Origin of the sequence: Nocardiopsis dassonvillei (assembly GCF_964273065.1) — a bacterium.
Taxonomy (GTDB): domain Bacteria; phylum Actinomycetota; class Actinomycetes; order Streptosporangiales; family Streptosporangiaceae; genus Nocardiopsis; species Nocardiopsis dassonvillei_B.
The window spans coordinates 3,583,317-3,607,250 of record NZ_OZ186815.1; the positions used below are offsets into that span (position 1 = coordinate 3,583,317).

18 protein-coding genes and 1 tRNA gene are annotated in these 23,934 nt (G+C 72.5%); 12 read left to right on the top strand and 7 right to left on the bottom strand.

Translation table 11 applies throughout. The features are described from left to right. Positions 1–20: 20 nt before the first annotated feature. From dnaA to ACSUPR_RS15950, 9 genes are all read left to right on the top strand, one after another. On the top strand, positions 21–2,171 hold the full coding sequence (gene dnaA / locus ACSUPR_RS15910; RefSeq protein ID WP_436885399.1) for a chromosomal replication initiator protein DnaA: 2,151 nt from the start codon (positions 21–23) through the stop codon (positions 2,169–2,171). Between the two features lie 1,444 nt (positions 2,172–3,615). Next, entirely contained in the window at positions 3,616–4,755 is a 1,140-nt protein-coding gene (gene dnaN / locus ACSUPR_RS15915) for a DNA polymerase III subunit beta (RefSeq protein WP_436885400.1), read from the top strand. Positions 4,756–4,873: 118 nt separating this feature from the next. After that, entirely contained in the window at positions 4,874–5,773 is a 900-nt protein-coding gene (gene gnd / locus ACSUPR_RS15920; protein ID WP_436885401.1) for a phosphogluconate dehydrogenase (NAD(+)-dependent, decarboxylating), read from the top strand. 146 nt (positions 5,774–5,919) lie between these two features. Beyond that, positions 5,920–7,053 carry a DNA replication/repair protein RecF gene (recF, locus tag ACSUPR_RS15925; protein ID WP_436885402.1) on the top strand — a complete coding sequence of 378 codons (1,134 nt, stop codon included), beginning with the start codon at positions 5,920–5,922 and terminating at the stop codon, positions 7,051–7,053. A 79-nt stretch (positions 7,054–7,132) separates the two neighbouring features. Beyond that, the gene (locus tag ACSUPR_RS15930) at positions 7,133–7,603 is read left to right on the top strand and encodes a DUF721 domain-containing protein (protein WP_436885403.1); all 471 of its coding nucleotides are present in this window, start codon (positions 7,133–7,135) and stop codon (positions 7,601–7,603) included. Between the two features lie 496 nt (positions 7,604–8,099). Next, entirely contained in the window at positions 8,100–10,007 is a 1,908-nt protein-coding gene (gyrB, locus tag ACSUPR_RS15935) for a DNA topoisomerase (ATP-hydrolyzing) subunit B (RefSeq protein WP_436892029.1), read from the top strand. Positions 10,008–10,079: 72 nt separating this feature from the next. Continuing rightward, complete coding sequence (gene gyrA / locus ACSUPR_RS15940) at positions 10,080–12,674, top strand: DNA gyrase subunit A (RefSeq protein WP_436885404.1); 2,595 nt, start codon at positions 10,080–10,082, stop codon at positions 12,672–12,674. Between the two features lie 105 nt (positions 12,675–12,779). Continuing rightward, positions 12,780–13,355, top strand: coding sequence for a DUF3566 domain-containing protein (locus ACSUPR_RS15945; protein WP_436885405.1), 576 nt, complete (start codon positions 12,780–12,782; stop codon positions 13,353–13,355). 189 nt (positions 13,356–13,544) lie between these two features. Beyond that, positions 13,545–13,618 (top strand) — tRNA-Ile (locus ACSUPR_RS15950). A 451-nt stretch (positions 13,619–14,069) separates the two neighbouring features. Here ACSUPR_RS15950 and ACSUPR_RS15955 read toward each other — a convergent pair. From ACSUPR_RS15955 to ACSUPR_RS15970, 4 genes are all read right to left on the bottom strand, one after another. Further along, on the bottom strand, positions 14,070–14,600 hold the full coding sequence (locus ACSUPR_RS15955; protein ID WP_436885406.1) for a S26 family signal peptidase: 531 nt from the start codon (positions 14,598–14,600) through the stop codon (positions 14,070–14,072). A 223-nt stretch (positions 14,601–14,823) separates the two neighbouring features. Beyond that, complete coding sequence (locus ACSUPR_RS15960; protein ID WP_436885407.1) at positions 14,824–15,000, bottom strand: hypothetical protein; 177 nt, start codon at positions 14,998–15,000, stop codon at positions 14,824–14,826. A gap of 29 nt (positions 15,001–15,029) precedes the next feature. Then, entirely contained in the window at positions 15,030–15,212 is a 183-nt protein-coding gene (locus ACSUPR_RS15965) for a hypothetical protein (protein WP_436885408.1), read from the bottom strand. Positions 15,213–15,398: 186 nt separating this feature from the next. After that, a complete protein-coding gene (locus ACSUPR_RS15970) occupies positions 15,399–15,971 on the bottom strand; it encodes a TetR/AcrR family transcriptional regulator (protein WP_436885409.1) in 573 nt (190 codons plus the stop codon). A 110-nt stretch (positions 15,972–16,081) separates the two neighbouring features. Between ACSUPR_RS15970 and ACSUPR_RS15975 the strand changes: the two genes are divergently transcribed. Together ACSUPR_RS15975 and ACSUPR_RS15980 are read left to right on the top strand one after the other, a co-directional pair. Continuing rightward, a complete protein-coding gene (locus tag ACSUPR_RS15975; protein ID WP_436885410.1) occupies positions 16,082–16,630 on the top strand; it encodes a carboxymuconolactone decarboxylase family protein in 549 nt (182 codons plus the stop codon). Positions 16,631–16,843: 213 nt separating this feature from the next. After that, positions 16,844–17,413: a hypothetical protein gene (locus ACSUPR_RS15980; protein WP_436885411.1), complete on the top strand. Its 570-nt coding sequence runs from the start codon at positions 16,844–16,846 to the stop codon at positions 17,411–17,413. Between the two features lie 561 nt (positions 17,414–17,974). Here the strand turns inward: ACSUPR_RS15980 and ACSUPR_RS15985 are convergent. Further along, entirely contained in the window at positions 17,975–18,661 is a 687-nt protein-coding gene (locus ACSUPR_RS15985) for an HD domain-containing protein (protein WP_436885412.1), read from the bottom strand. Between the two features lie 264 nt (positions 18,662–18,925). Between ACSUPR_RS15985 and ACSUPR_RS15990 the strand changes: the two genes are divergently transcribed. After that, entirely contained in the window at positions 18,926–20,893 is a 1,968-nt protein-coding gene (locus ACSUPR_RS15990; protein WP_436885413.1) for a M3 family metallopeptidase, read from the top strand. On the opposite strand, the gene ACSUPR_RS15995 is transcribed toward ACSUPR_RS15990, so the two are convergent. Both ACSUPR_RS15995 and ACSUPR_RS16000 read right to left on the bottom strand, forming a co-directional pair. Continuing rightward, positions 20,890–23,058, bottom strand: a complete 2,169-nt coding sequence (locus ACSUPR_RS15995; protein WP_436885414.1) for a sensor histidine kinase — start codon at positions 23,056–23,058, stop codon at positions 20,890–20,892. The genes ACSUPR_RS15990 and ACSUPR_RS15995 overlap by 4 nt on opposite strands. Continuing rightward, on the bottom strand, positions 23,048–23,746 hold the full coding sequence (locus ACSUPR_RS16000; protein WP_436885415.1) for a response regulator transcription factor: 699 nt from the start codon (positions 23,744–23,746) through the stop codon (positions 23,048–23,050). The genes ACSUPR_RS15995 and ACSUPR_RS16000 overlap by 11 nt, the downstream gene beginning before the upstream one ends. Positions 23,747–23,934: the final 188 nt, after the last annotated feature.

The window sequence follows — 23,934 nt, forward strand, 5'->3', positions numbered from 1 at the left end:
AGTACCACCGGGGGAGGACAATGGAGAGCCGCCCTCCGGCGCCCCGTTCCGGCGCGGGCGCCCACGCACGCCCCCGTCCCCTCTTCCACCCGCACGAACAGATCCGCACCGAAGGGACAGCAACATGGCAGGTCGCCTTGGCTGACGCGCAGGTCAACCTCGCAGCGGTCTGGTCCAGCGTGCTGGACGGGATCGACAACGACACCCTGCCGGCGCACCAGCGCGCCTGGCTGCCCCAGACCCGGCCCCTGGGGCTGATCGAGGACACCGCGCTGATCGCGGCGCCCAACGAGTTCACCAAGAAGGTCCTGGAGAGCCGCCTCTACCCGACCATCAGCAAGGCGCTCTCCGCCCACCTGGGACGGGAGATCCGGGTCGCGGTGACGGTCGACCCCACCGCGGTGCCCACTCCGCCGCCCCCGCCCGTCTCGGCGTCCTCCTACTCCCCGCGCGATGCGGACGGGCCGTCCGACGCGCCGCCGCCCGCACCGCACGGCGGCGGCCCCGGACCGTTCGACCAGGGCGCCCCTCCCGGGTCCCCCTCCGCCCCGCGGGAGCCGCGCGGCCACCACGCGCGCCCCTCCGCCGCCCCCGAGCGCACCTACGGGCGGCACGCGGCGCTGCCGCCCGAGGCCGACCTGCTCGGTTCGGGCCCCGACGCCTACACGCACCCCGGCGGCTCCGGGCGCCGGCGGGACGACTCCTTCACCCAGGAGGAGCTCCAGTACGGCGAGCCCTCGTCCTGGGCGGCCGCGCCCGCCCGGCCGCAGCCGCGGCAGTCCACCACTCCCCCGCTGTGGGAGCAGCCCGTCCACTCCTCCCCCGAGGACCCCGCGTGGGGACGCCCGGCCTGGGACACCGAGGAGTCGGGCTGGGAGCGCCCCAACCGCTGGGAGACCCCCGAGCGGTCGGCCCCCGCCGGGCACCAGGCGCCTCCGGAGGCCCCCGCGGCGCAGGAGCCGGAGCCGGCCGAGGCGCCGGACCCCGCGGCCGACACGGCGGGCGACGCCGACGGCGGTGCCGCGGCCCCCGAGCCGCCGGACCCCCCGGTACGCGATCAGGCCCCGGCCCCGGTGGCGGCCAAGCCCGCACCGGCCTCCCCTCCCGGCCGCTCGCCCGAGGTGCCCCCGGGCGAGCACGCGCGCCTCAACCCCAAGTACACCTTCGACACCTTCGTCATCGGCTCCAGCAACCGCTTCGCCCACGCGGCGTCGGTGGCCGCGGCCGAGGCCCCCGCCAAGGCGTACAACCCGCTGTTCATCCACGGCGGCTCCGGTCTGGGCAAGACCCACCTGCTGCACGCCATCGGGCACTACACGCACCGGCTCTACGAGGGCTCCCGGGTGCGGTACGTCAGCTCCGAGGAGTTCACCAACGAGTTCATCAACTCGATCCGCGACGGCAAGGCCGACGGCTTCCGGCGCCGGTACCGGGACATCGACGTGCTCCTGGTGGACGACATCCAGTTCCTGGAGAACAAGGAGCAGACGCAGGAGGAGTTCTTCCACACCTTCAACACGCTCCACAACTCCGACAAGCAGATCGTCATCTCCAGCGACCGGCCGCCCAAGCAGCTGACCACGCTGGAGGACCGGATGCGCAGCCGGTTCGAGTGGGGCCTGCTCACCGACGTGCAGCCGCCGGAGCTGGAGACGCGCATCGCGATCCTGCGCAAGAAGGCGGTGCAGGAGGGCCTGGCCGCCCCGCCGGAGGTGCTGGAGTTCATCGCCAGCAAGATCTCCACCAACATCCGGGAGCTGGAGGGCGCGCTGATCCGGGTGACCGCGTTCGCCAGCCTGAACCGGCAGTCGGTGGACCTGGACCTCACCAGCCAGGTGCTGCGCGACCTGGTGCCCGGCGCCGACATCCCCGAGGTGACGGCGGGCGCGATCATGTCCCAGACGGCGGCGTACTTCGGGCTGACGGTGGAGGACCTGTGCGGGACCTCCCGCTCCCGGGTCCTGGTGACCGCCCGGCAGATCGCGATGTACCTGTGCCGGGAGCTGACGGACCTGTCCCTGCCCAAGATCGGGCAGCAGTTCGGCCGCGACCACACCACGGTCATGCACGCCGACCGCAAGGTGCGGGCGCTGATGGCCGAGCGCCGCTCCATCTACAACCAGGTCCACGAGCTCACGAGCCGGATCAAGGACCAGCCGTCCCTGACCTGACCCCGGCCGCACGGCCCCCGGGGGCGATGTGTCGACACGTCCGCAAGGACACCTGGCGACATATCGCCCCCGTTCTGCTCTCCCGCGTCCACAGGCCTGTGCGGAAGCCGCGCCGAGGGTGGGGGGCCGCCTCCTCCGGTGCGGTGCCGCCCCCCGCGCGGCCGCGTCCTCACCGGTCGTCCGACGGCGGCCGCCGGTCGGCCCCCGGGCCCGCTCACGTCGGCCGGTGCGGTCGGGGCGGCTCTACCGGAGACGGCGCGGCGGCGGGCGCCGTCGGCGCGCACACGGGAGAGCGGGGCCGGAGGACCGCGCCGGGGGCCGTCGGGACGCGACACGCCCTCCCCCGCCCGGCCACGTGTCCCCGGGCGCGGATCCGGCGCTTCCCCGCATCTCCTCCCCCGCCTGTGCACAACCACGCGGAACGGACCCGGAGGCGTTGTCCACAGGGGGTTATCCACAGGCTGGGGCTGTCCACAGGCGGTTATCCACAGGTTTATGCCCAACCTCACCCCGGTTCGGGAGCTCGGCGAGGTGTGTCGCCGAACGTCACCGCCACTGCCCGGAACCGCTGCTCCGTCCTGGTTTCCGGGCGTCGGAGAGGCTGTTGCCCTGCCCACACCGGCCGCCGGAGCGGATCGCGCCAACGGACATTGTCTTCTTCCCTGTGGACAACTCGACCCCCCGCCTTTTTGCGCAGGTTCGCCGGTAATGCGCAGGGGGTCGAAAAATTTTTTCCGGAGAGTTCGGCCGAGTTATCCACAGGAGGGGGCCCAAATCTGTGGACAACCATGTGGATAACCTGTGGACAACTGCGCTCGGGCTGTGGGTAACCCGGGGTCTCCCTGTGGACGGTGCGGGGGGTCATGGGATCACCAGACCACAGGCTGCTGTGGAGAACCTGGGGAAAACCTGTGGACGAGCCTGTGGACGAGCTGTGGAAAACTTGGGGACAACCCGATTCATCCACAGCCCCCCGAAGTTGTGCACAGGGTTCTCCACAGGACCTGTGGATAAAAATTCCCGTACTGACCTGGTAAAACGAGGGTTATCCACAGTATCCACAGGCCCTACTACTACTGCGCACCTAGATCAACCCAAGTGTGGCTTCGAAACGGCAACGCGGAAAATCTGTGGACAACTCGCCGAGACCGCCGAGACCCACGAGCCGTCAGCGGCAGCGGGTGAATCCGGGTAACGTGTGGTCTCGCCCCTGTCCTCCGCCGCCCGGCTCCGAGCGGTGCCCCCTAGCAGGAGACCGCGGCCCGACCGGCCTCGACGGATCCGACGACGCACCAGGTCACGCGCCCGCACGGTGCACGGCCAGCGTTCGTCCACAGCCTGTCGACGACCGGATCCGGCCCCGATCCCCACAGACATCCGTCAGCTGCAACGTTGAGGCCTTCGGCCGGGTGCCACCCGGCCAGGGCGGAAAGTGAGTCGGAAAGTGAAGTTCCGGGTCGAACGCGACGTACTGGCCGAAGCGGTCGCCTGGACCGCGCGCACACTCCCGACGCGCCCCTCGGTCCCCGTCCTCGTCGGAGTCCTGCTGGAGGCCGGCGAGTTCGACGGCCGTCAGCAGCTGCGACTGTCCGGCTTCGACTACGAGGTCTCCACGCAGGCCGTCGTCGACGTGGACGTCGAGGAGCCGGGCACGGTCCTGGTCACCGGCAAGCTCCTGGCCGAGATCACCCGCAACCTCCCCGCACAGCCTGTGGAGATCTCCACCGACGGTGCGAAGGTCGTGGTGACCGGAGGCAGCGCCAAGTTCACGCTCACCACCATGCCGGTGGAGGACTACCCCACGCTCCCGGAGATGCCCGGTGTGAGCGGGACCGTCGGCAGCGACGCCTTCGCCGCCGCGGTCGGCCAGGTGGCGGTGGCCGCCGGCCGCGACGACACCCTGCCGATGCTCACCGGTGTGCGCGTCGAGATCGAGGGCGAGACCATCACGCTGGCCTCCACCGACCGCTACCGCCTCGCGGTCCGCGAGCTCACCTGGAAGCCCGAGGACCCGGGCCTGTCCGCGGTCGCGCTGGTCCCGGCCAAGACGCTGCACGACACCGCCAAGTCGCTCACCTCCGGTGCCGAGGTCTCCATCGCGCTCTCCGGGAGCGACACCGGAGAGGGCATGATCGGCTTCGAGGGCGGCGGCCGCCGCACCACGACCCGCCTGCTCGACGGCGAGTTCCCCAAGTACCGCGCACTGCTGCCGGACACGTTCAACTCCGTGGCCGAGGTGTCCCGCTCCGAGTTCGTCGAGGCCGTCAAGCGCGTCTCCCTGGTCGCCGAGCGCAACACGCCGCTGCGCCTGTCGTTCACCCCCGGGCAGCTGGTCCTGGAGGCCGGGACCGGCGAGGAGGCCCAGGCGGTCGAGGTCCTGGAGGCCGAGCTCGAGGGCGAGGACATCCAGATCGCCTTCAACTCCGGCTACCTGCTCGACGGCCTCGGCGCCATCGGCACCGACGTGGCCCGTCTGAACTTCACCACCTCGACCCGGCCGTCGATCCTCACCGGCAAGCCCGCGGCCGAGGGCGCCGAGCCCGAGTACCGCTACCTGATCATGCCGGTACGACAGCCGAACTGACCCGGGCGCCGAGGCCCGGCCCACGGCGCCCCCGCGGCGCCCGGTCGGGCCGTCCCGCGGTCACGATCCACTGTCAGAAGAACCCGCCCGCAGACGGCGTACAAGGGGGAGCGAGAGCATGCAGCTCGGAATGGTCGGCCTGGGGAAGATGGGCGGCAACATGGCCGCCCGGCTCCGCGAGAAGGGGCACGAGGTGGTCGGGTTCGACGTCGCCTCCCCCGACCGCGACGTCGACGACCTCGAGACCCTGGTGGCCCGCCTGGACGCCCCCCGCGTCGTCTGGGTGATGGTCCCCGCCGGGGAGCCCACCGAGTCGACCATCACGGCGCTGGGCGACCTCCTGGAGGAGGGCGACCTGATCATCGAGGGCGGCAACACCCACTACGTGGACGACCGCCCCCGCGCCGACCGCCTGGCCGCCAGGGGTGTGCGCTACATCGACGCCGGGGTCAGCGGCGGCGTCTGGGGCCGCCGGAACGGCTACGGGATCATGGTCGGCGGCGAGGCCGCCGACATCGAGCTGGCCCGGCCGGTCTTCGACTCCCTCACCCCCGACGAGGGCGGCGGTTTCGTGCACGCCGGCCGCGTCGGCGCGGGCCACTTCGTCAAGATGGTCCACAACGGCATCGAGTACGGCATGATGCAGGCCTTCGGCGAGGGCTTCGAGCTCATGGCCGCCTCCGGCATCGTCGACGACGTCCCGGGCACCTTCGAGAGCTGGCGCGAGGGCACCGTGGTGCGCTCCTGGCTGCTCGACCTGCTGTCCCGGGCGCTGGAGGAGGACCCCGACCTCTCCGGCCTGCGCGGTTACGCCCAGGACTCCGGCGAGGGCCGCTGGACGGTCCAGGCCGCCGTGGACCTGGCGGTCCCGGCCCCGGCCATCACCGCCTCGCTCTTCGCCCGCTTCGCCTCCCGCCAGGACGACAGCCCGGCGATGAAGGTCGTCGCGGCGCTGCGCAACCAGTTCGGCGGCCACGCGGTCACCAGGGCCGACGGAGCCACCGCGGCCAGGGACTGACACCGGCCGACCCGTCCCGGACCCGTCGGGGTCCGGGACGCGCCCCGCGGCGCCGCTCCGGGCGCCGGGCGCCCCTTTCCTCCGCCTTCGCCCTTCCCTTTCCCTTCCCGCAGCCCGTCCGCTCCCCTGACCAGGAGGAAGGCCGGATGTACGTTTCCCACCTGCAACTGGCCGACTTCCGTTCCTACGCCGAGGCCCTCGTCGAACTGGGCCCGGGCGTGAGCGTGTTCGTCGGATCCAACGGCCAGGGCAAGACCAACCTGGTCGAGGCGATCGGCTACGTCGCCACCCTCGGCAGCCACCGCGTCTCCTCGGACAACCCCCTGGTCCGCCAGGGCGCGGCCCGCGCCATCGTGCGCGCCCGGGTGGTGCGCGACGAGCGGGACATGCTGGTCGACCTGGAGATCAATCCGGGCCGCGCCAACCGCGCCCGGATCAACCGGGCCGCCGCCGGTCGCCCGCGCGACGTTCTGGGGATCCTGCGCACGGTGCTCTTCGCCCCCGAGGACCTGTCCCTGGTCAAGGGCGACCCCGGTGAGCGGCGCCGCTTCCTCGACGACCTGCTGGTGGCCCGCTCCCCGCGCATGGCGGGGGTCCGAGCGGACTACGACCGGGTCCTCAAGCAGCGCAACGCCCTGCTCAAGACCGCGTCGGGGCGGATGTTCCGGCAGCGCTCGGCCCCCGACCTGAGCACGCTGGAGGTCTGGGACGCCCACCTGGCGGAGGCCGGGGCGGAGCTGCTGGCCGCCCGGCTGGACCTGGTGGAGGCGCTGCGCCCGCTGGTGGGGGCCTCCTACGCGGGGCTCACCGACTCCGGGGGCCCGGCCGTGCCCGCCTACCGGACCTCCCTGGCGGAGGAGGGCGGAGAGCCTCCGCGCGAGCGCGCGGCCCTGGCGCAGGCCCTGGTCGGGGCGATGGCCGCCCAGCGCGACCGCGAGCTCCAGCGCGGGGTGAGCCTGGTGGGCCCGCACCGCGACGACCTCTTCCTGGAGCTGGGCGGGATGCCCGCCAGGGGATACGCCAGCCAGGGCGAGTCGTGGTCGTACGCGCTCTCGCTGAAGCTGGCGGCGTTCGACCTGCTGCGGGAGGACGGCGACGACCCGGTCCTCATCCTCGACGACGTCTTCGCGGAGCTGGACTCCGAGCGGCGGCGCAGGCTGGCCGAGCGGGTCCGCGACGCCGAGCAGGTGCTGGTGACGGCGGCGGTCGAGGACGACATCCCGGTGGAGCTGGACGGTGCCCGGTTCGGCGTGGGCGGGGGGGAGGTCCGCGGTGAGTGAGCAGTATCCACAGCCTGTGGATCCCCGCCGCGGTCCGGCCCCCTCCGGTCCGGGCTCGGCCGCCCGCCGTCCACAGCCTGTGGACGGCCGCGCGGACTCCGCGTCCGCGGCCCCCGCCGCTCCGCCCGCCGCCTCCGGGGCGGACCTCGCCCGCCAGGCGCTGGCGCGCGCCCGCGCCGAGGCCCGCGAGCGCGGGGCCGTCCCGCGCGGCACCGGCCCGCGCCGCCGTGGCCGGTTGCGGTCACGCAACGAGCCGCAGATGTTCGGGGAGGCCGTGAGGACCTGGCTGATCGAGCACGGATGGCAGGAGCAGGTGGCCATCGGCGGCGTTTTCGGGCGCTGGTCGGAGATCGTGGGCGAGTTCAATGCCCGCCGTCTGCGCCCGGAGAGCTATTCGGAGGGCGAGCTGGTCCTGGTGGCCGATTCGCCGACGATGGCGGCCCACGCGCGCTCGATGGTGCGGGACCTGATGAGGCGGGTCAACGAGGAACTGGGCGAGGGCACCGTCGTCTCCATCAGGATCAAGGGCCCCGGTTCCCGCCGACGCTGAGTCCTGCGGAGCGCGGCGCAGCGGGACCGGCCGTCCACAGGCTGTGGATATCCCCAGGTGGGAGCGGTTCCCGCGGGGCGGGCGGGGTAGGTGTCCCCCGGTGGGACGGGGTGGACGGACGGGTTCCCGGACCGCACCACCCCCCAAGGCATCTGAAGCGCCCGCGGAACTCCGAGAAGCCCATCCCGTGTGTGGGGAGTCGTCTCCCTCCCCGAACGGTCGTTGTGATGCGGCACAGGGCCGCCAATGCCACTTTGTCGTACCGCGCGGGGTATCATGGAAGCGGTTCTTCAGACGCCTGTAGCCGGTATCACGCCCCCAAGAGAGGGTGGGCGGACGGGCCGTGCGGCGAACGGTGATCCCCCAGGTGTCGCGGCATTCCGACCCTGCGATCGCCATGCCGCCGGTCCTCCGCCGTCCGCTCGGCCGCGGTCGGCAGGCGTCCCCAGCAGGAGGGTGTACCCACTTGGCCTACGACGCTCGATCAATCACGGTTCTGGAGGGGCTTGAGGCGGTCCGCAAGCGCCCCGGAATGTACATCGGTTCCACCGGGGAGCGCGGCCTTCACCACCTCGTCTACGAGGTGGTCGACAACTCCGTCGACGAGGCGATGGCGGGCCACGCCGACGCCATCGAGGTGACCCTGCTGGCCGACGGCGGCGTGCGGGTGGCCGACAACGGCCGCGGCATCCCCGTCGACCTCCACCCGGTGGAGAAGCGTCCGGCGGTCGAGGTCGTCCTCACCACGCTGCACGCGGGCGGCAAGTTCGACGGCAAGTCCTACGCCGTCTCCGGCGGTCTGCACGGCGTCGGCGTCTCCGTCGTCAACGCCCTGTCCACCGCACTGGACGTCGAGATCCGCCGGGACGGGCACGTCTGGCGGCAGCACTACGAGATGACCGCCCCCACGGGCGAGCTCGTCAAGGGCGAGGCCACCGAGGAGACCGGCACCCAGATCACCTTCTGGGCCGACGGCTCGATCTTCGAGACCACCACGTTCTCCTACGAGACCCTGTCCCGTCGCCTCCAGGAGACGGCGTTCCTCAACAAGGGGCTCGCCATCACCATCCGCGACGAGCGCCCCGACCACACCGACGGCGGCCCGACGGTCAACACGTTCCACTACGAGAACGGTCTCTCCGACTTCGTCAGCTACATCAACGCCAAGAAGGAGCCGGCGCACGCGTCGATCATCTCCTTCGAGGAAGAGGGCGAGGGGATGTCGGCGGAGATCGCCATGCAGTGGAACCACTCGTACACCTCCTCGGTGCACACCTTCGCCAACGTCATCAACACGACGGAGGGCGGCACCCACGAGGAGGGCTTCCGCTCGGCGCTCACCACCATCGTCAACCGGTACGCCCGCGACCAGAAGCTGCTGCGGGAGAAGGACGACAACCTCACCGGCGACGACATCCGCGAGGGCCTCACCGCCATCATCTCGGTCAAGCTCGCCGAACCGCAGTTCGAGGGCCAGACCAAGACCAAGCTCGGCAACACCGAGGCCAAGTCCTTCGTCCAGAAGGTCACCAACGAGCACCTGCGCGACTGGTTCGAGCGCAACCCCGGCGAGGCCAAGGACATCGTGTCCAAGGCCAGCCAGGCGGCCCGCGCCCGCATCGCCGCCCGCCAGGCCCGCGACCTCACCCGCCGCAAGACCCTCCTGGAGTCCACCTCCCTCCCCGGCAAGCTGTCCGACTGCCAGTCGACGAACCCGGAGGAGTGCGAGGTCTACATCGTGGAGGGCGACTCCGCGGGCGGTTCCGCCAAGGGCGGCCGCAACCCGAACAACCAGGCCATCCTGCCCATCCGCGGCAAGATCCTGAACGTCGAGAAGTCCCGCATCGACCGCATCCTCAAGAACAACGAGGTCCAGGCGATCATCACCGCCCTGGGCACCGGCATCCACGAGGAGTTCGATGTCGAGAAGCTGCGGTACCACAAGATCATCCTGATGGCCGACGCCGACGTCGACGGCCAGCACATCCGCACCCTGCTGCTCACCCTGCTGTTCCGCTTCATGAAGCCGCTGGTGGAGCTCGGCCACGTCTACCTGGCCCAGCCGCCGCTGTACAAGATCAAGTGGGACCAGCGCGGCACCGACGCGAGCTACGCCTTCTCGGACGCCGAGCGCGACCGCGTCATCGAGGCGGGCGTCGCCGCGGGCAAGAAGGACCCGCGCCCGCGCGACATGGTCCAGCGCTTCAAGGGCCTGGGCGAGATGAACGCCAACGAGCTGTGGGACACCACCATGGACCCCGACCGGCGGGTTCTCCTCCAGGTCAGCCTGGAGGACGCCGCCCAGGCCGACGAGATGTTCAGCGTGCTCATGGGCGAGGACGTCGAGTCCCGACGCGCCTTCATCCAGCGCAACGCCAAGGACGTCCGCTTCCTGGACATCTAGGGACCAGGCCCGGGGCCGTGCCCCGGGCAGCGAACCGAGCTCAACGAAGCTTCGTAGAAGGGATCGACATCCGTGACGGATGCGAACAACCCGGACGCCCCTGAGGGAGCGGACTCCGCTCTGGAGACGCCCGAACGCGTCACCGACCGCATCGAGCCGGTCGACATCCAGGTCGAGATGCAGCGCAGCTACCTCGACTACGCGATGTCGGTCATCGTCGGCCGTGCCCTGCCCGACGTCCGCGACGGCCTCAAGCCCGTCCACCAGCGCGTGCTGTACGCGATGTACGATGGCGGCTACCGCCCCGACCGCGGGTTCTTCAAGTGCGCCCGCGTCGTCGGCGACGTGATGGGCAACTACCACCCCCACGGCGACAGCGCCATCTACGACACCCTGGTCCGGCTGGCCCAGTGGTGGTCCATGCGCATGCCGCTGGTCGACCCCAACGGCAACTTCGGCTCCCCGGGCAACGACCCGGCGGCCGCCATGCGGTACACCGAGTGCAAGCTCGCCCCGCTGGCCATGGAGATGCTCCGGGACATCGACAAGGAGACCGTCGACTTCCGGCCCAACTACGACGGCCGCTCCTCCGAGCCCGTCGTACTGCCCGCCCGTTTCCCGAACCTGCTGGTCAACGGCTCCTCGGGCATCGCGGTGGGCATGGCCACCAACATCCCGCCGCACAACCTGCGCGAGGTCGCCGAGGGCGTCTACTGGTACCTCGACCACCCCGAGGCCTCCGACGACGACCTGCTCGACGCGCTCATCGCGCGCATCAAGGGCCCCGACTTCCCGACCCGCGGCCTCATCGTCGGCAAGCGCGGCATCGAGGAGGCGTACCGGACCGGGCGCGGCTCCATCACCATGCGCGCCGTGGTCGAGGTCGAGGAGGACAAGCGGGGCCGCCAGACCCTCGTCATCACCGAGCTGCCCTACCAGGTCAACCCGGACAACCTCGCGCTGAAGATCGCCGACCTGGTCAAGGACGGCAAGATCAGCGGCATCGCCGACGTGCGCGACGAGAGCAGCGGCCGCACCGGCCAGCGCCTGGTCATCGTGCTCAAGCGCGACGCCGTCGCCAAGGTCGTGCTCAACAACCTGTACAAGCACACCCAGCTGCAGGAGACCTTCGGCGCCAACATGCTGGCGCTGGTCGACGGGGTGCCGCGCACCCTGCGCCTGGACCAGATGATCCGGCACTGGGTCAAGCACCAGGTCGAGGTCATCGTCCGGCGCACCCGGTACCTGCTCCGCAAGGCCGAGGAGCGCGCCCACATCCTGCGCGCGCTGCTCAAGGCCATGGACCGCATCGACGAGGTCATCGCCCTCATCCGGTCCAGCGCCTCCGCCGACGACGCCCGCACCGGCCTCATGGGCCTGCTGGACATCGACGACGTCCAGGCCCGCGCCATCCTCGACATGCAGCTGCGCAAGCTGGCCGCCCTGGAGCGCAACCAGCTCACGTCCGAGTACGACGAGCTCATGGCGCAGATCGCCGACTACAACGACATCCTGGAGTCGGACACCCGCCAGCGCACCATCATCCGCGAGGAACTGGGCGAGATCGTCGACAAGTACGGCGACGAGCGGCGCACGCACATCATCCCCTTCGAGGGCGACATGCGCATGGAGGACTTCATCGCGGAGGAGGACGTGGTCGTCACGATCACCCGCGGTGGGTACGCCAAGCGCACGCGCATCGACAACTACCGGGCGCAGAAGCGCGGCGGCAAGGGCGTGCGCGGCGCCCAGCTCAAGCAGGACGACATCGTCCAGCACTTCTTCGTCACCACCACCCACCACTGGATCCTGTGCTTCACGAACCAGGGCCGGGTGTACCGGACGAAGGCGTACGAGCTGCCCGAGGCCGCCCGCGACGCCCGCGGTCAGCACGTCGCCAACCTGCTGCCGTTCCAGCCCGGCGAGGAGATCGCGCAGATCATGGCGCTGCGCGACTACGAGGCGGCCCCCTACCTGGTGCTGGCCACCCGGGAGGGCCTGGTCAAGAAGTCCCGCCTGGAGGACTTCGACTCGGCGCGCTCGGCCGGCATCATCGCGATCAACCTGCGCGAGGGGGACGAGCTGATCGCCGCCCGCCTGGTGTTCGGCGACGACGACCTGCTGCTGATCTCCAGCGACGCCCAGGCGATCCGCTTCCCCGCCTCCGACGAGTCGCTGCGCCCGATGGGCCGGGCGACCAGCGGTGTGATCGGCATGCGGTTCCTGGAGGGCGACTACCTGCTGAGCATGGACGTCATCCGGCCGGGCGACGGGTCCACCGACGTCCTGGTCGCCACCGAGAACGGCTACGCCAAGCGCACCCCCTCCGACCAGTACCCGGTGCAGAACCGGGGCGGCAAGGGCGTGCTGACCGCCAAGGTCGTCGAGGCCCGCGGCAAGCTGGTGGGCGCGCTCATGGTGGACCCGGAGATCGACGAGGTCTTCGCGATCACCTCCGCCGGCGGGGTCATCCGCACCGGCGCGGCCGAGGTCAAGCAGTCGGGCCGCACCACCATGGGCGTCCGGCTGATGAACCTCGACAAGGGCAACAAGATCGTCGCCATCGCCCGCAACGCCGAGGCCGGTGACGCCGAGGAGGAGCTCGAGGGCATCGTGGGCGACACGGCCGTCGAGACGGTCGCCGCCGAAGGTGAACCCGAGGCCTAGACTGCGCGTTAAGTCCCGATAGGACCCGTGGGGGTACGGACCACCCCCACGGGTCCTGGTCGCTCAACCACCCGCTCTCAAGGAAAGTCCAGCGGTAACGTTTCTATGTCTGACAACCAGCGGAACACCACCACGAACGACACCGCTCCCGCAGGGGACGTGGAGACGACCGACACGGCCCCTGCGGGCGACGGAGAGGCGGCCACCATGACGGAGACCCCGGGCGGCACGGAGCCCCAGGAGGCGGCCGCGGTCGGCACCGGCTCCCAGGAGGCGGCCGCGGGCAAGGCGAGCCTGAGCAGCCGCAAGGCGCACCTGACGGTGTCCCGCGTGGAGCCCTGGTCGGTGATGAAGTTCAGCTTCGTCGTCTCGCTGGTGTGCTTCATCGTCCTGTTCGTGGCGATCGCCGTGATCTACGCGACCCTGTCGATGCTGGGCGTGTTCGACGAGCTGACCAACATGATCAACGCCCTGCTCGAGGGTGAGGGCGGCGGCGAGGACGAGCTGGGCCTCAACCCCGCCGCGTGGTTCTCCCCCGGCCGGGTGCTCGGCTACACGGGTGTGGTCGGGGCGCTGAACATCGTGCTCATCACCGCCCTGTCCACGGTGGGCGCCATGGTGTACAACCTGGTCGCCGACCTGGTGGGCGGCCTGGACATCACCCTCTCCGAGGCCGAGTAGGACGTGTCCGTGCGAGGGGCCGCCCGGACGGGCGGCCCCTCGGCGCGTCCGGGGGTGTCCGGAGCACTCCCGGACGGCGGTAAAATCGGAGGTGAAGAGGGACGCGAACACCGCGTTCCGGCTTCCGTCCGCCCTCGGCCGCCGGTTCGCCCCGGCCCACCGGATGCGGTAGAGTTCCACACGGAACACGGGCGTATAGCTCAGTCGGTTAGAGCGCATCCCTGATAAGGATGAGGCCCCAGGTTCAAGTCCTGGTACGCCCACACGGTCGAGAGGCCCCCTGCCATCGAGGCAGGGGGCCTCTCGCGTGTTCGGGGACATGTCGACGGGACGACGTGTCGACAAGGGGACGCGCCGACAAGGGGACACGCCGGTTCGTCGGCGGGTCGGCCCGGGCCGGGTGCGCGCCGAGGCGCCGGGCCTCCCGGGCCCGTCTCCCGACACGGCCGGGGCGGGGTCCGCACGCACCCCGTGCCGCGCCGGCGAGGGGGACGGAGAGCCTCCGCCCGCGGCGCGGGGGCGGACGGCGACGCCGGCCCCGGTGCTCCCGGGGCCGCGGCCACCGGACCGGCGTGCGCGGGGTCCGGGGCCGTGCGGCCTGCGGCGGCGGGGCGGGCGGGGGCGCAGCTCCCCCTGTCCTGGGGTGTGCGGTCCGGGGGCGGAGACGCACGCCGCCTTTGCGCGGTTCGCCTGACCGGCGGTGACGGCGCGCGCCTATGCGGCCGGGCCCGGTCCGGCGGCTCCCCGCTGCCGGGCCGCCCGGCTCCCCGGACCGGAGCCGCTGGAGCGCGCGGGCCGGGAGGCCATCCGCCGCAGCACGACCCCGAGGACCCGGTCGTCCGGGACGGGTCCCCACACGCGCGAGTCCGTGCTGTTGCCGGTGTTGTCGCCCAGGACCACCAGCCTTCCGGGCGGCACCGTGCCGCCCTCCGCGGGGACGGAGCCGGGGACGGGGTCGCCGGGCAGCGCCGCGACCCGCTTGACCACCCAGGGCGGCAGCGAGCCCACGAGCAGGGCCAGGTCCTGGAGGTCCTCCGTGTCGGGGCGGCCCAGCACGGCCACGTCCCCCACGCGCAGGCGCCGCGCGGGGACGCGGCGCACGAGCACCCGGTCGCCGTGGTGGAACGCGGGCTCCATGCTCTGCCCGACCACGTCCACCGCGACCAGCGTGCGGTTGAGCCACAGGAGCAGGCCGAGCGGGACCGCGACCGCGATCCCCGCGGCGGTGAGGAGCGCCGCCGTCATGGCCGCCCCTCCCGCCCGGGTCCGGGGCGGCGGGCCGCCCACGGGGGTCTCGGCCCGCGCGCGGCGGTGGTGCCGCCGACCGCCCCCCTCCCGCACGGCCCGCCGTCGGCGGGCGGGTGGAACGCGGGCGCGGTGGGCGCCCGGCACGCCATGCGGGGGTGGGACATCGGCGGCACCTCCGGTACGCGGCCCCTTCACGGGGCCGGTCGGTCATCGGACCGGGTCAGCAGGGCTTGTAGAGGGTGCAGGTGACGGGGGTGCTGCCGGGCGGGTCGCAGCAGTAGCGGCGGATGCAGGGCGAGGTGACGGGCGCGTACTGGTACCAGCAGTACGGGTTGGCACTCGCCTTCGCCTTGGGGACGACGCGGGCGAGAAGCCGGTCTCCCAGAGAGCCGAGCATGGGGGTCCTTTCCGTTGGTCGTGCGCGGGTCAGCAGGGCCTGAAGGCGCTGCACTGGACTCCGACGTATCCGCCGATGTTGCAGCAGGTCCGCCGGATGCAGGGGGAGCTGATGGGGGCGTATTCGTACCAGCAGGAGGAGGCGTCGGCCTCGGCCCGGGGGACGACGCGGGCGAGAAGCCGGTCCCCCAGCCTTCCGATGCTCCCGAACATGACACTCCGATCCCGGACCCGTGGTCCGTCGTGGCCGTGTACCGGGCCGCCGGTGGCTCCCGGCGGCCGACGACCACGGTAGGGACGGCGGATACATCCGGGATACACACGCGATACACGCGGCCGCCGCCCGCCTGGGGCGTGCAGAACCGCCCCGCCCGCTCCCGGCGGGGCGGTCAGGGCGGATCAGCCGATGTCGGCGGCCGTGAGCAGCGTTCCCGCCGTGCGCCGGGCGGTCCCGACGGAGCCGGTGTCGCCGTCGAGGTGGGCGCCGGCCATGGACCCGTCCAGCAGCTGGAGCAGGGCGGGCACGAGGTAGGAGAGCTCCTTCCGCGGACCGAGGACCCGGGTGAACAGCCCGAGCTGCCAGGACCGGTAGTCCCGGACGGCCGAGCGGATGCCCTCGTGGGTGGGGTACTCCGCGGCGGCCTTGGCGAACGGGCAGCCCTTCCAGTCGGGGGAGCAGACCCCGCCCCCATAGGCGTCGAAGACGGCCATGACCCGCTCCCGCACCCCTTCGGGCGCGGCGTCCACCACCGCCTCCACCTGCTCGCGGATCGCCTGGTGGCGCTGCCTCAGGTAGGCCTCCACGAGCGCCTCCTTGGTACGGAAGTGCACGTACATCGTGGATTTGGCGACCCCGCTCTCGGCGATCACCCGGTCTACCCCGACCGGGTGGATGCCCTCCTCGTAGAACAGCCGGTCGGCCGCGGCGAGGAGCCGTTCGCGTGCGGAGGGGCGTTTCGTCGTGAGTTCCATGCCTCCAGCTTCGAACGAACAGGTCTGTTTGACAAGTCGGGGAGGCGCTGGCTAGGTTCATCTCAATCGAACGAACAGGTCTGTTCGATAAGAGCGTCAGGAGAACCCCCATGTCCCGTGTCACCCTCATCGAGCGCGAAACCGCCGACACCGCCGCCGCCGAGCAGCTCGACGCGGTGAAGCAGGCGCTCGGAGTCGTCCCGAACCTCGCCAAGGCCCTGGCCAACAGCCCCTCCGCGCTCAAGGGCTACCTCGGCCTCAGCGGTGCGCTGGCCGGGGGCGCCCTGTCCGCCGCGGACCGCGAGCGGATCGCGCTCGCCGTCGCCGAGGCCAACGGCTGCGACTACTGCCTCTCGGCGCACACCTACATCGCCGCCAACGTGGCCGGGGTGGACGGGGACGAGATCGTCGCCGCCCGCCGCGGCACCAGCTCCGACCCCCGGTCCGCCGCGGTCGTCCGGCTGGCCGTACAGGTCACGGAGACGCGCGGCTCCGTCGACGGGTCCGCCCTGGACGCAGCCCGGGCGGCCGGGCTCGGCGACGCCGAGATCGTCGAGGTCATCGCGGCGGTCGCCCTCAACGTCCTGACGAACTACGTCAACAAGGCGCTGGACGTCGACATCGAGTGGCCGCGGGCCGAGCCCCTCACCTCCCTGTGATCCAGGAGCACGACGGGGCCGGACCCGGGCCCCCGCCCGGGTCCGGCCCCGTTCGCGCGGGGGCGGGGTGCGTGGTCGCCGCGGGAAACCGGAGGACGGGCGCACGCATCGAAGCCCGCGTCGGCCCCGCCCTCTCCGGAAGTGAGTCCCTTGACGCATCCCTCCCCCCGTCCGGTGCCCCCGCGGTACCGCTCGCGGGTCACGGTGGCCCCGGTGGCGCGTGCCCTCGGCTTCCTCCTCCCCGTCCCCCTGGTGCCGGTGTCCCTGCTCGGCTACCTCGCCTTCGATCCGGGGCCCGCGACCTTCTACGTGTTCCTGGCCCTCGCCCTGGGGCTGCTGCTGACCGGGTGGGTGTCCCGGATGTCCTCGGTCCGAACCGAGGTCCGTGCCGGGGTCCTGACCCTGTCGAAGATGTCGTTCCTGGAGGTGCTGTGGCTCTTCGGCGGCGACGCCCCGGAGAGTGAGCGCTTGCGGCTGCCCGTCGCCGAGATCGCCTACGCGGGCGGGGCGCGCTTCCGGCTGCGCGACACCACCCTGCGCACCGACGGGAACTTCACCAAGCGCCGCCCCGGCGAGGGGATGGAGTTCGTGACCCGCGACGGCCGCTACCTGATCACGCGGGCCAGGGACGTGGAGGGCCTGAAGCGGGCCCTGGTGGCGCACGGCATGCCCCCCGCGGCGCTCCAGGCGCCCTTCCCCGCGGGGATCGGGAGTCCGGAGACCCTCCGCGAGCAGCGGGTGCCGGGTCCGGGCCACGCGGTTCCCCCGCCGCACGGCCGCTGAGCCCGAGGGTCGACGCGCCGACCTGTCGACAAGGGGCTTCGTCCCCTCATCGATCCGTCGACCGTTCCGACCGCAGGGCCCGTGCCGGCCGGGATCCGGACTCTGCGGCCTCCGCCGTCCGGGACCGCGGGGCCCTGGGGGAGATCCTCCTCGGGCCGCCCCCGCCCGCTCCCGGAGCACCGCCCGCCCAGCGGCCGGCCGCCCTCCACGCGGCTGCGGCCGACCTGTCGGACCGCCGCATCCCGCTCGCACCCGGCGCCGAGACCGGGCGCAGGCGATTCGCCGCCGGTGCCCGTGCCATCTGCCGCCCGCGCGTCGGCGCCCGGCCGCGGGGGTGTCCGGCCGCGGGGGTGTCCGGCGCCGCCCGGGAGTCCCTGGCGGACCGGCCCCCACCCCCCGGACCCGGACCTCTCCGGACACCGGCGCGACACCGCCGGGCCGTCCGAGGAGCGTGTGGCGCGGTCGCCGGAGTGGAGGACGCACCGCCCGTGGGGCTGATCCGGTTCCGCGGGGCCGCCGGGAGACAGGGGGATCGGCCGCCTTGTCGACCTCTCGACAGGTCTACCCGTCGGTCCCGTCCTGCTCCGGCCCGTCCGCCGCCGCGTAGTCGTCCCATCCGGACTCCTCGGACATCAGCTCCCGCCAGGTCGGCCACCGCCCCCCGGTGTGCTGCCGCAGGAACTCGCCCGGGAGGCTGAAGGGAGGTGCCTTGCGGGGGTCGGCGATCGCCTGGTCGACGACGGTGTCGAAGAGTACGGCGGACGCGCGCAGGCGGGGCAGTACGGCGTGGATCCGGTCGGCCTCGCCCTCCGGCAGCGCGGGGCCCTCCCGCCCCAGGTCGTATCCGGCACCGAGGGACACCAGTGCGATCTCCGGGCGCTTGCGCACCGCCACCTCGAAGCACAGGTGCAGGGCGACGGCGTCCCAGACGACCTCCACCCGGTCCGCCTCCACCCCCCGGTCGTGGAGGAAGGCGGCCGCCGTGTCGGCTCCGTCGATGTCGAAGCGCCCTCCCAGGTCCCCGTGCGGGGTGAGGCCGATGTCGTGCAGCACGCAGCCGAGGAACAGCAGCTCGTCGTCGTAGTCGTGGTCCGGACGCAGCCCCCGGTGCTCACCCAGGAAGCGGCCGTAGAGGTAGGTGCGCATGCTGTGGTTGAAGATCGCCGGGGCCTCGGTCTCCCGGGCCAGCCGCAGGGCGTCGAGCGCGAGACCGGTCCGGGGGAACGGTAGATCGCCGTAGGTATCCATGCAGGACTCCATCCTTCAGATTGCCTGAAGCTTATCTCTGGCTTCAGCTTGCCTGAAGGTGGGGGCGGCGTCCGGTCCGATCCCGGGCTCCCGGGGCGGAGGGCGGGCTCCGGGTGGGCGCAAAACTGTACAAATGCACTCATGATCGACATGTCACCTCGACATGTCGACACGCCGTCACCGGTGACGAAAGCGTAGTGACAGGACGACCCGGGCGAGGTAGAACGGCACGGAGACCGACGCACGACCAGAGGAGTCCGAACCTTGACCGACAACCCGTTCTTCGCCCCCAGCGGTCTGCCCTACGGGCTCCCCGACTTCGCGAACATCCGCGAGGAGCACTTCGTCCCCGCCTTCGAACGCGGCATGGCGGAGCAGCTCGCGGAGATCGAGGCCATCAGGAACGACCCGGCCCCCGCCACCTTCGACAACACCCTCGTCGCCCTGGAGCGCTCCGGCGCGGTCCTGCGCCGCGTCACGAACGTCTTCTTCACCTTCGCCTCCTCCGACGCCTCCGACACCGTCAAGGAGATCGAGACGGAGATGATGCCGCGGCTGAGCGCCCACGCCGACGCCATCACCCTCGACCGCGCCCTGTGGGAGCGGATCGAGCGGGTGACCGCCGAGGACCCCGAGGACGAGGCCCTCCTGGAGCGCTACCGCACCGACTTCGTCAAGGCCGGGGCCCGGCTGGACGGCCCCGCCCAGGACCGGCTGAGAGAGATCAACGAGGAGCTGGCCCGGCTCTCCACGGAGTTCGGCCAGAACGTGGTCTCCGCCGCCACCGACTCGGAACTGGTCGTGGACGACGCCGCCGCGCTCGACGGCCTGGACGGGGACCGGATCGCCGCCGCCGCCCGCGAGGACGGCACCTACGCCCTGCCGCTGCTCAACACCACCGTCCAGCCCGCGCTGGCGCGCCTCACCGACCGGTCCGTGCGCGAGCGCCTGTACCGGCTCAGCGTGGAGCGCGCGCCGCGGAACCAGGAGATCGCCGCCCGCATGGCGGTCCTGCGCGCCGAGCGCGCCGCCCTGCTCGGCCACCCCGACCACGCCTCCCACAAGGTCGCCGACCAGACGGCCAGGACCCCCGAGGCGGTCGAGGAGCGGCTGGGCGCCATGGTCGAGCCCGCGGTGCGCAACGTCCTGCGCCAGACCGAGGAGCTTGCGGAGCTGGCCGGGCACACGATCGAGCCCTGGGACTGGCCGTTCTACGCGGAGAAGGTGCGCCAGAGCCGCTACGAGGTGGACGAGGCCGCCCTGCGCCCCTACTTCGAGCTGGACCGGGTCTTCGTCGACGGCGTCTTCCACGCGGCCACCGGCCTGTACGGCATCACCTTCGCCGAGCGCCCCGACCTCGCCGGCTACCACCCGGACGTGCGCGTGTGGGAGGTGTTCGACGCCGACGGGTCCGGGCTGGGCCTGTTCCTGCTCGACCCCTACGCCCGGCCCACCAAGCAGGGCGGCGCGTGGATGCACAACCTGGTCGAGCAGTCGGAGCTGCTGGGCCAGAAGCCGGTGGTGGTCAACAACCTCAACATCACCAAGCCCGGCTCCGGGCCGACCCTGCTCACCCCGGACGAGGTCAACACCGCCTTCCACGAGTTCGGGCACGCCCTGCACGGCCTGCTCTCGGCGGTGCGCTACCCCCGCCTGGAGGGCACCGAGGTGCCGCGCGACTTCGTCGAGTTCCCCTCCCAGGTGAACGAGATGTGGGCCAACCACCCGCGGATCCTGGCGAACTACGCCCGCCACCACGAGACCGGGGAGCCGGTGCCCGCCGAGCTCATCGAGAAGCTGGCCGCTGCCGAGCGCTACGACCAGGGCTTCGCGACGGTCGAGTACCTGGCGGCGGCGCTGCTGGACTGGTCCTGGCACCGGATCGCCCCGGGACAGGAGGTGGACCCGCAGACCTTCGAGGCGCAGGCCCTGGCGAGGTGGGGGCTGGACCTGGACCTGGTCCGCCCCCGCTACCGCACCGCCTACTTCCAGCACTGCTTCTCCGGCGACTACCACGCGGGCTACTACTCCTACGTGTGGAGCGAGGTGCTCGACGCCGACAGCGTCGAGTGGTTCAACGACAACGGCGGCCTCACCCGGGAGAACGGCGACCGCTTCCGCCGGTACGTGCTGTCCGTGGGCGGCAGCGTCGACCCCCTGGCGGCCACCGCCGGGTTCCTCGGCCGCGAGCCGCGGCTGGAGCCGCTGCTGCGCCGCCGCGGACTGGTCTAGAACCCGTCGGCCCCGCCGGCTCCGCGCTCCGCGGCCGGTCTCCTCTCCGGGGGGCCGGCCAGGGGCAGCCGGAGCGTGAAGGCGGTGCCCTCGCCGACCGTGCTGCTCACCGCCGCCGTCCCGCCGTGCAGCTCCACCAGCCCGCGCACGATGGCCAGCCCCAGCCCGCTGCCGCCGGTGCGCCGGTTGCGGGACCTGTCCGCCCGCCAGAACCGGTCGAACACGTGCGGCAGGTCCTCCGCGGCGATGCCCACCCCGGTGTCGCTCACCCTGAGCACCGCCTCCGAGCCCGCCCGGTGGGCCTGCACGGTGACGGTCCCGCCCGCCGGGGTGTGCCGCAGCGCGTTCCCGACCAGGTTCCCCAGCACCTGGAGCATCCGGGTGCGGTCGGCGACCAGGGTCACGTCGCGGGTCTCGGCGACCAGCCGCACCCCGGCCTCCTCCGCGCGCAGCCCGTGGCCCGCGACCACCTGCTCGACCAGCGGGCCGACCTCCACCGGCTCCGGGTCCAGGCGCAGCCGCCCGGCGTCGGCCAGGGCGAGGTCCTGGAGGTCGTCGATGACCGCCTGGAGCAGCAGGGTCTCCCCCAGCAGCATCCCCATGCGGTCCGGTTCGGGCGCGACCACCCCGTCCTGGACCGCCTCCAGCCAGCCGCGCAGGTTGCTCAGCGGGGTGCGCAGCTCGTGCGACACGTCGCTCACCATCGCCTTGCGCAGTTCCTCGGCCCGTTCCAGGTGCGCCGACATCTCGTTGAACGCCTCCGCCAGGCGCCCGATCTCACCGGAGTCGCGGACCTCCACCCGGGCGGGCCCTCCGCCCTCGCGCATGCGGTGCACTGCGTCGGTGAGCGCGTGCACGGGACGCAGCAGCCGGGTGGCCAGGGTCGTGCTCACCACCACGGTCAGCACCAGGACCAGTAGCACCACCCCGCCCACGCGCAGCGCCCCCTCGCGGGACAGCGACAACTCCGCCCCGGGTCCCTCGGCGGGGTCGTCGATGAAGAGCAGCGCGGCGGGGGCCACGTAGGGGGCGAGCTGGGCGCGGCGGGCGGCGTCCAGGCAGGCCGCCGCCTCCGGTGACAGGTCGACCCGGGACCGGGCCACCCCCTCCGTGGCGGGGGGCGTCGGAGCGGCCGTCGGGGTCTCCTCCCGCGGGACGTCCGCCTCGGGGAGCCTGGGGGGCACCGCCTCGACCGGTTCCGGATCCCGGTGGGCCTCGGAGGGCTCTTCTGGAACCGGATCCGGGGCCGGCCCGCCCCCCTCCCCGCCGGGGGCGGGGCTCGGGGCCTCCTCGAAGGCGGAGTCGCCGGGGTCCCCCGGCGCGGCCGGGGCGCGGGACTCGTCGGGGTCCGGCCGCGCCGACGGGTCCCCGGCGCCCGCCCCCGTGACCACGAGGCCGCCGGTGCGGCCGTCCATCGCGTAGGCGATGCCCTCCCCGGCGGCCCCGCAGTCGGAGACGCGCGCGTTCAGGTCGGCCAGCGCCTCCTCCTCGGCCCCGACCGGCCGGTCCAGGACGTCGAGGCCGCAGTCGGCCCACATGTACGCGTCCTCTTCCTCCGTCTCGACCACGGGGCGTCCGGACGGCCCGGACACCACCTCCGCCGCGACCCCGTACAGCGACCTGAGGCAGGACGCCCCCTGCTCGGCCTCGGCTCGCAGCACGGCGTTCTCGTGGTCGGTGAGGGCGAAGGGGCCCACGGCCCGCGGGTCGATACGGTCGCTGCTCCCGGCGGCCAGGGTCACGTCCACCGCCAGCGCGTCCACCACCGACGACGTCCTCGGCGGCAGCGGCTGGGCCTCCCCGGTGGCCCCCGCGGCCGGGGAGGCGGAGTCGGCGATCACGGCCCGGCCCTCGGTGGTGAGCGCGATCCGGCGGCCGGTCTCCCCGGCCAGTTCCCGGACGGTCTCCTCCACCCCCTCCCACCCCCGGTGGGTCGCCGCGTAGCCGAGGAGGGTGTCGTGGATGTGGGTGTCCACCGCCAGGGTCTCGCCCTGCTGGACCGTGATGGACTCCGACGTCCGCTGCACCGCCAGCCAGGCCGTCGCGGTGATCGAGCAGACGGCCACCAGTACCGAGCCGGTCAGCAGGCGGAACAGCAGGCCGTGCCGCAGGGAGCCCCGGTGCCCGGGCGCCCGCCGACCGGGGCCCCGCCGCTCAGCGGACACGGTCGGGCCCCGCGAGCTTGTAGCCGACCCCGTACACGGTGACCAGCCGGACCGGCCGCCGCGGGTTCGGCTCGATCTTGCGACGCAGGTTCTTCACGTGGACGTCGATGGTCCGCTCGGTGATGTACCCGCTGATCCCATGGATGCGCTCCAGCAGCTGGGCCCGGCTCAGCACCCGGCCGGGCCGGTCCGCCAGAGCCCGCAGCAGCTGGAACTCCACGGGGGTGCACTCCACCGGCGCCCCGTCCACCAGCACCGCGTGCCGGGCCGGGTCCACGGTGATCGGGCCGGCGCGCAGCACCTGCTCCTCGTCCCGGACCGGGGTGCGCGAACGCCGCAGCAGCGTGCGCACCCGCGCCATCAGCTCCCTCGGGCTGTAGGGCTTGGTGACGTAGTCGTCGGCGCCCAGGTCCAGCCCGGTCAGCAGGTCCTCCTCGGTCGAGCGGGCGGTCAGCAGCAGCACCGCCACGTCGGACTCCGCACGCAGCACCCGGCACGCCTCCAGCCCGCTCATCACCGGCATCATCACGTCCATCACGATCAGGTCGGGCCGCTCGCGGTGGTGTTCCTCCAGCGCCGCGCGGCCGTTGTGCACGACGCGGACCGCATGGCCCTCGTGCTCCAGATAGCGCCGGATCAGCTCGGCCTGGTTCACGTCGTCCTCGGCCACCAGGACATGTGCGCACACGCGGGGACCTCCGTTCGCCGACCGGGGGGGCGGGCGCCCCCGACACCGACGATCGTACGGCCGCCTCCCGGCCGGCCGGCGGGACCGAACGGCGGCGCCCCAGGTCGGAACACGGGACGCACACGACGGCCACACGGGTTCTTCACATTCCTCGTCCACTCTTCATGGCGTCCGGTGCGGAGAGACCC

Excerpts from the sequence above, each read along its gene's own strand:
- recF (WP_436885402.1), top strand. The coding sequence starts at position 5,920 with ATGTACGTTTCCCACCTGCAACTGGCCGACTTCCGTTCCTACGCCGAG.
- ACSUPR_RS15965 (WP_436885408.1), bottom strand. The coding sequence starts at position 15,212 with ATGTTCGGGAGCATCGGAAGGCTGGGGGACCGGCTTCTCGCCCGCGTC.
- ACSUPR_RS15960 (WP_436885407.1), bottom strand. The coding sequence starts at position 15,000 with ATGCTCGGCTCTCTGGGAGACCGGCTTCTCGCCCGCGTCGTCCCCAAG.
- ACSUPR_RS15985 (WP_436885412.1), bottom strand. The coding sequence starts at position 18,661 with ATGGATACCTACGGCGATCTACCGTTCCCCCGGACCGGTCTCGCGCTC.
- ACSUPR_RS15945 (WP_436885405.1), top strand. The coding sequence starts at position 12,780 with ATGTCTGACAACCAGCGGAACACCACCACGAACGACACCGCTCCCGCA.
- dnaA (WP_436885399.1), top strand. The coding sequence starts at position 21 with ATGGAGAGCCGCCCTCCGGCGCCCCGTTCCGGCGCGGGCGCCCACGCA.
- ACSUPR_RS15975 (WP_436885410.1), top strand. The coding sequence starts at position 16,082 with ATGTCCCGTGTCACCCTCATCGAGCGCGAAACCGCCGACACCGCCGCC.
- ACSUPR_RS15970 (WP_436885409.1), bottom strand. The coding sequence starts at position 15,971 with ATGGAACTCACGACGAAACGCCCCTCCGCACGCGAACGGCTCCTCGCC.
- gnd (WP_436885401.1), top strand. The coding sequence starts at position 4,874 with ATGCAGCTCGGAATGGTCGGCCTGGGGAAGATGGGCGGCAACATGGCC.
- ACSUPR_RS15955 (WP_436885406.1), bottom strand. The coding sequence starts at position 14,600 with ATGACGGCGGCGCTCCTCACCGCCGCGGGGATCGCGGTCGCGGTCCCG.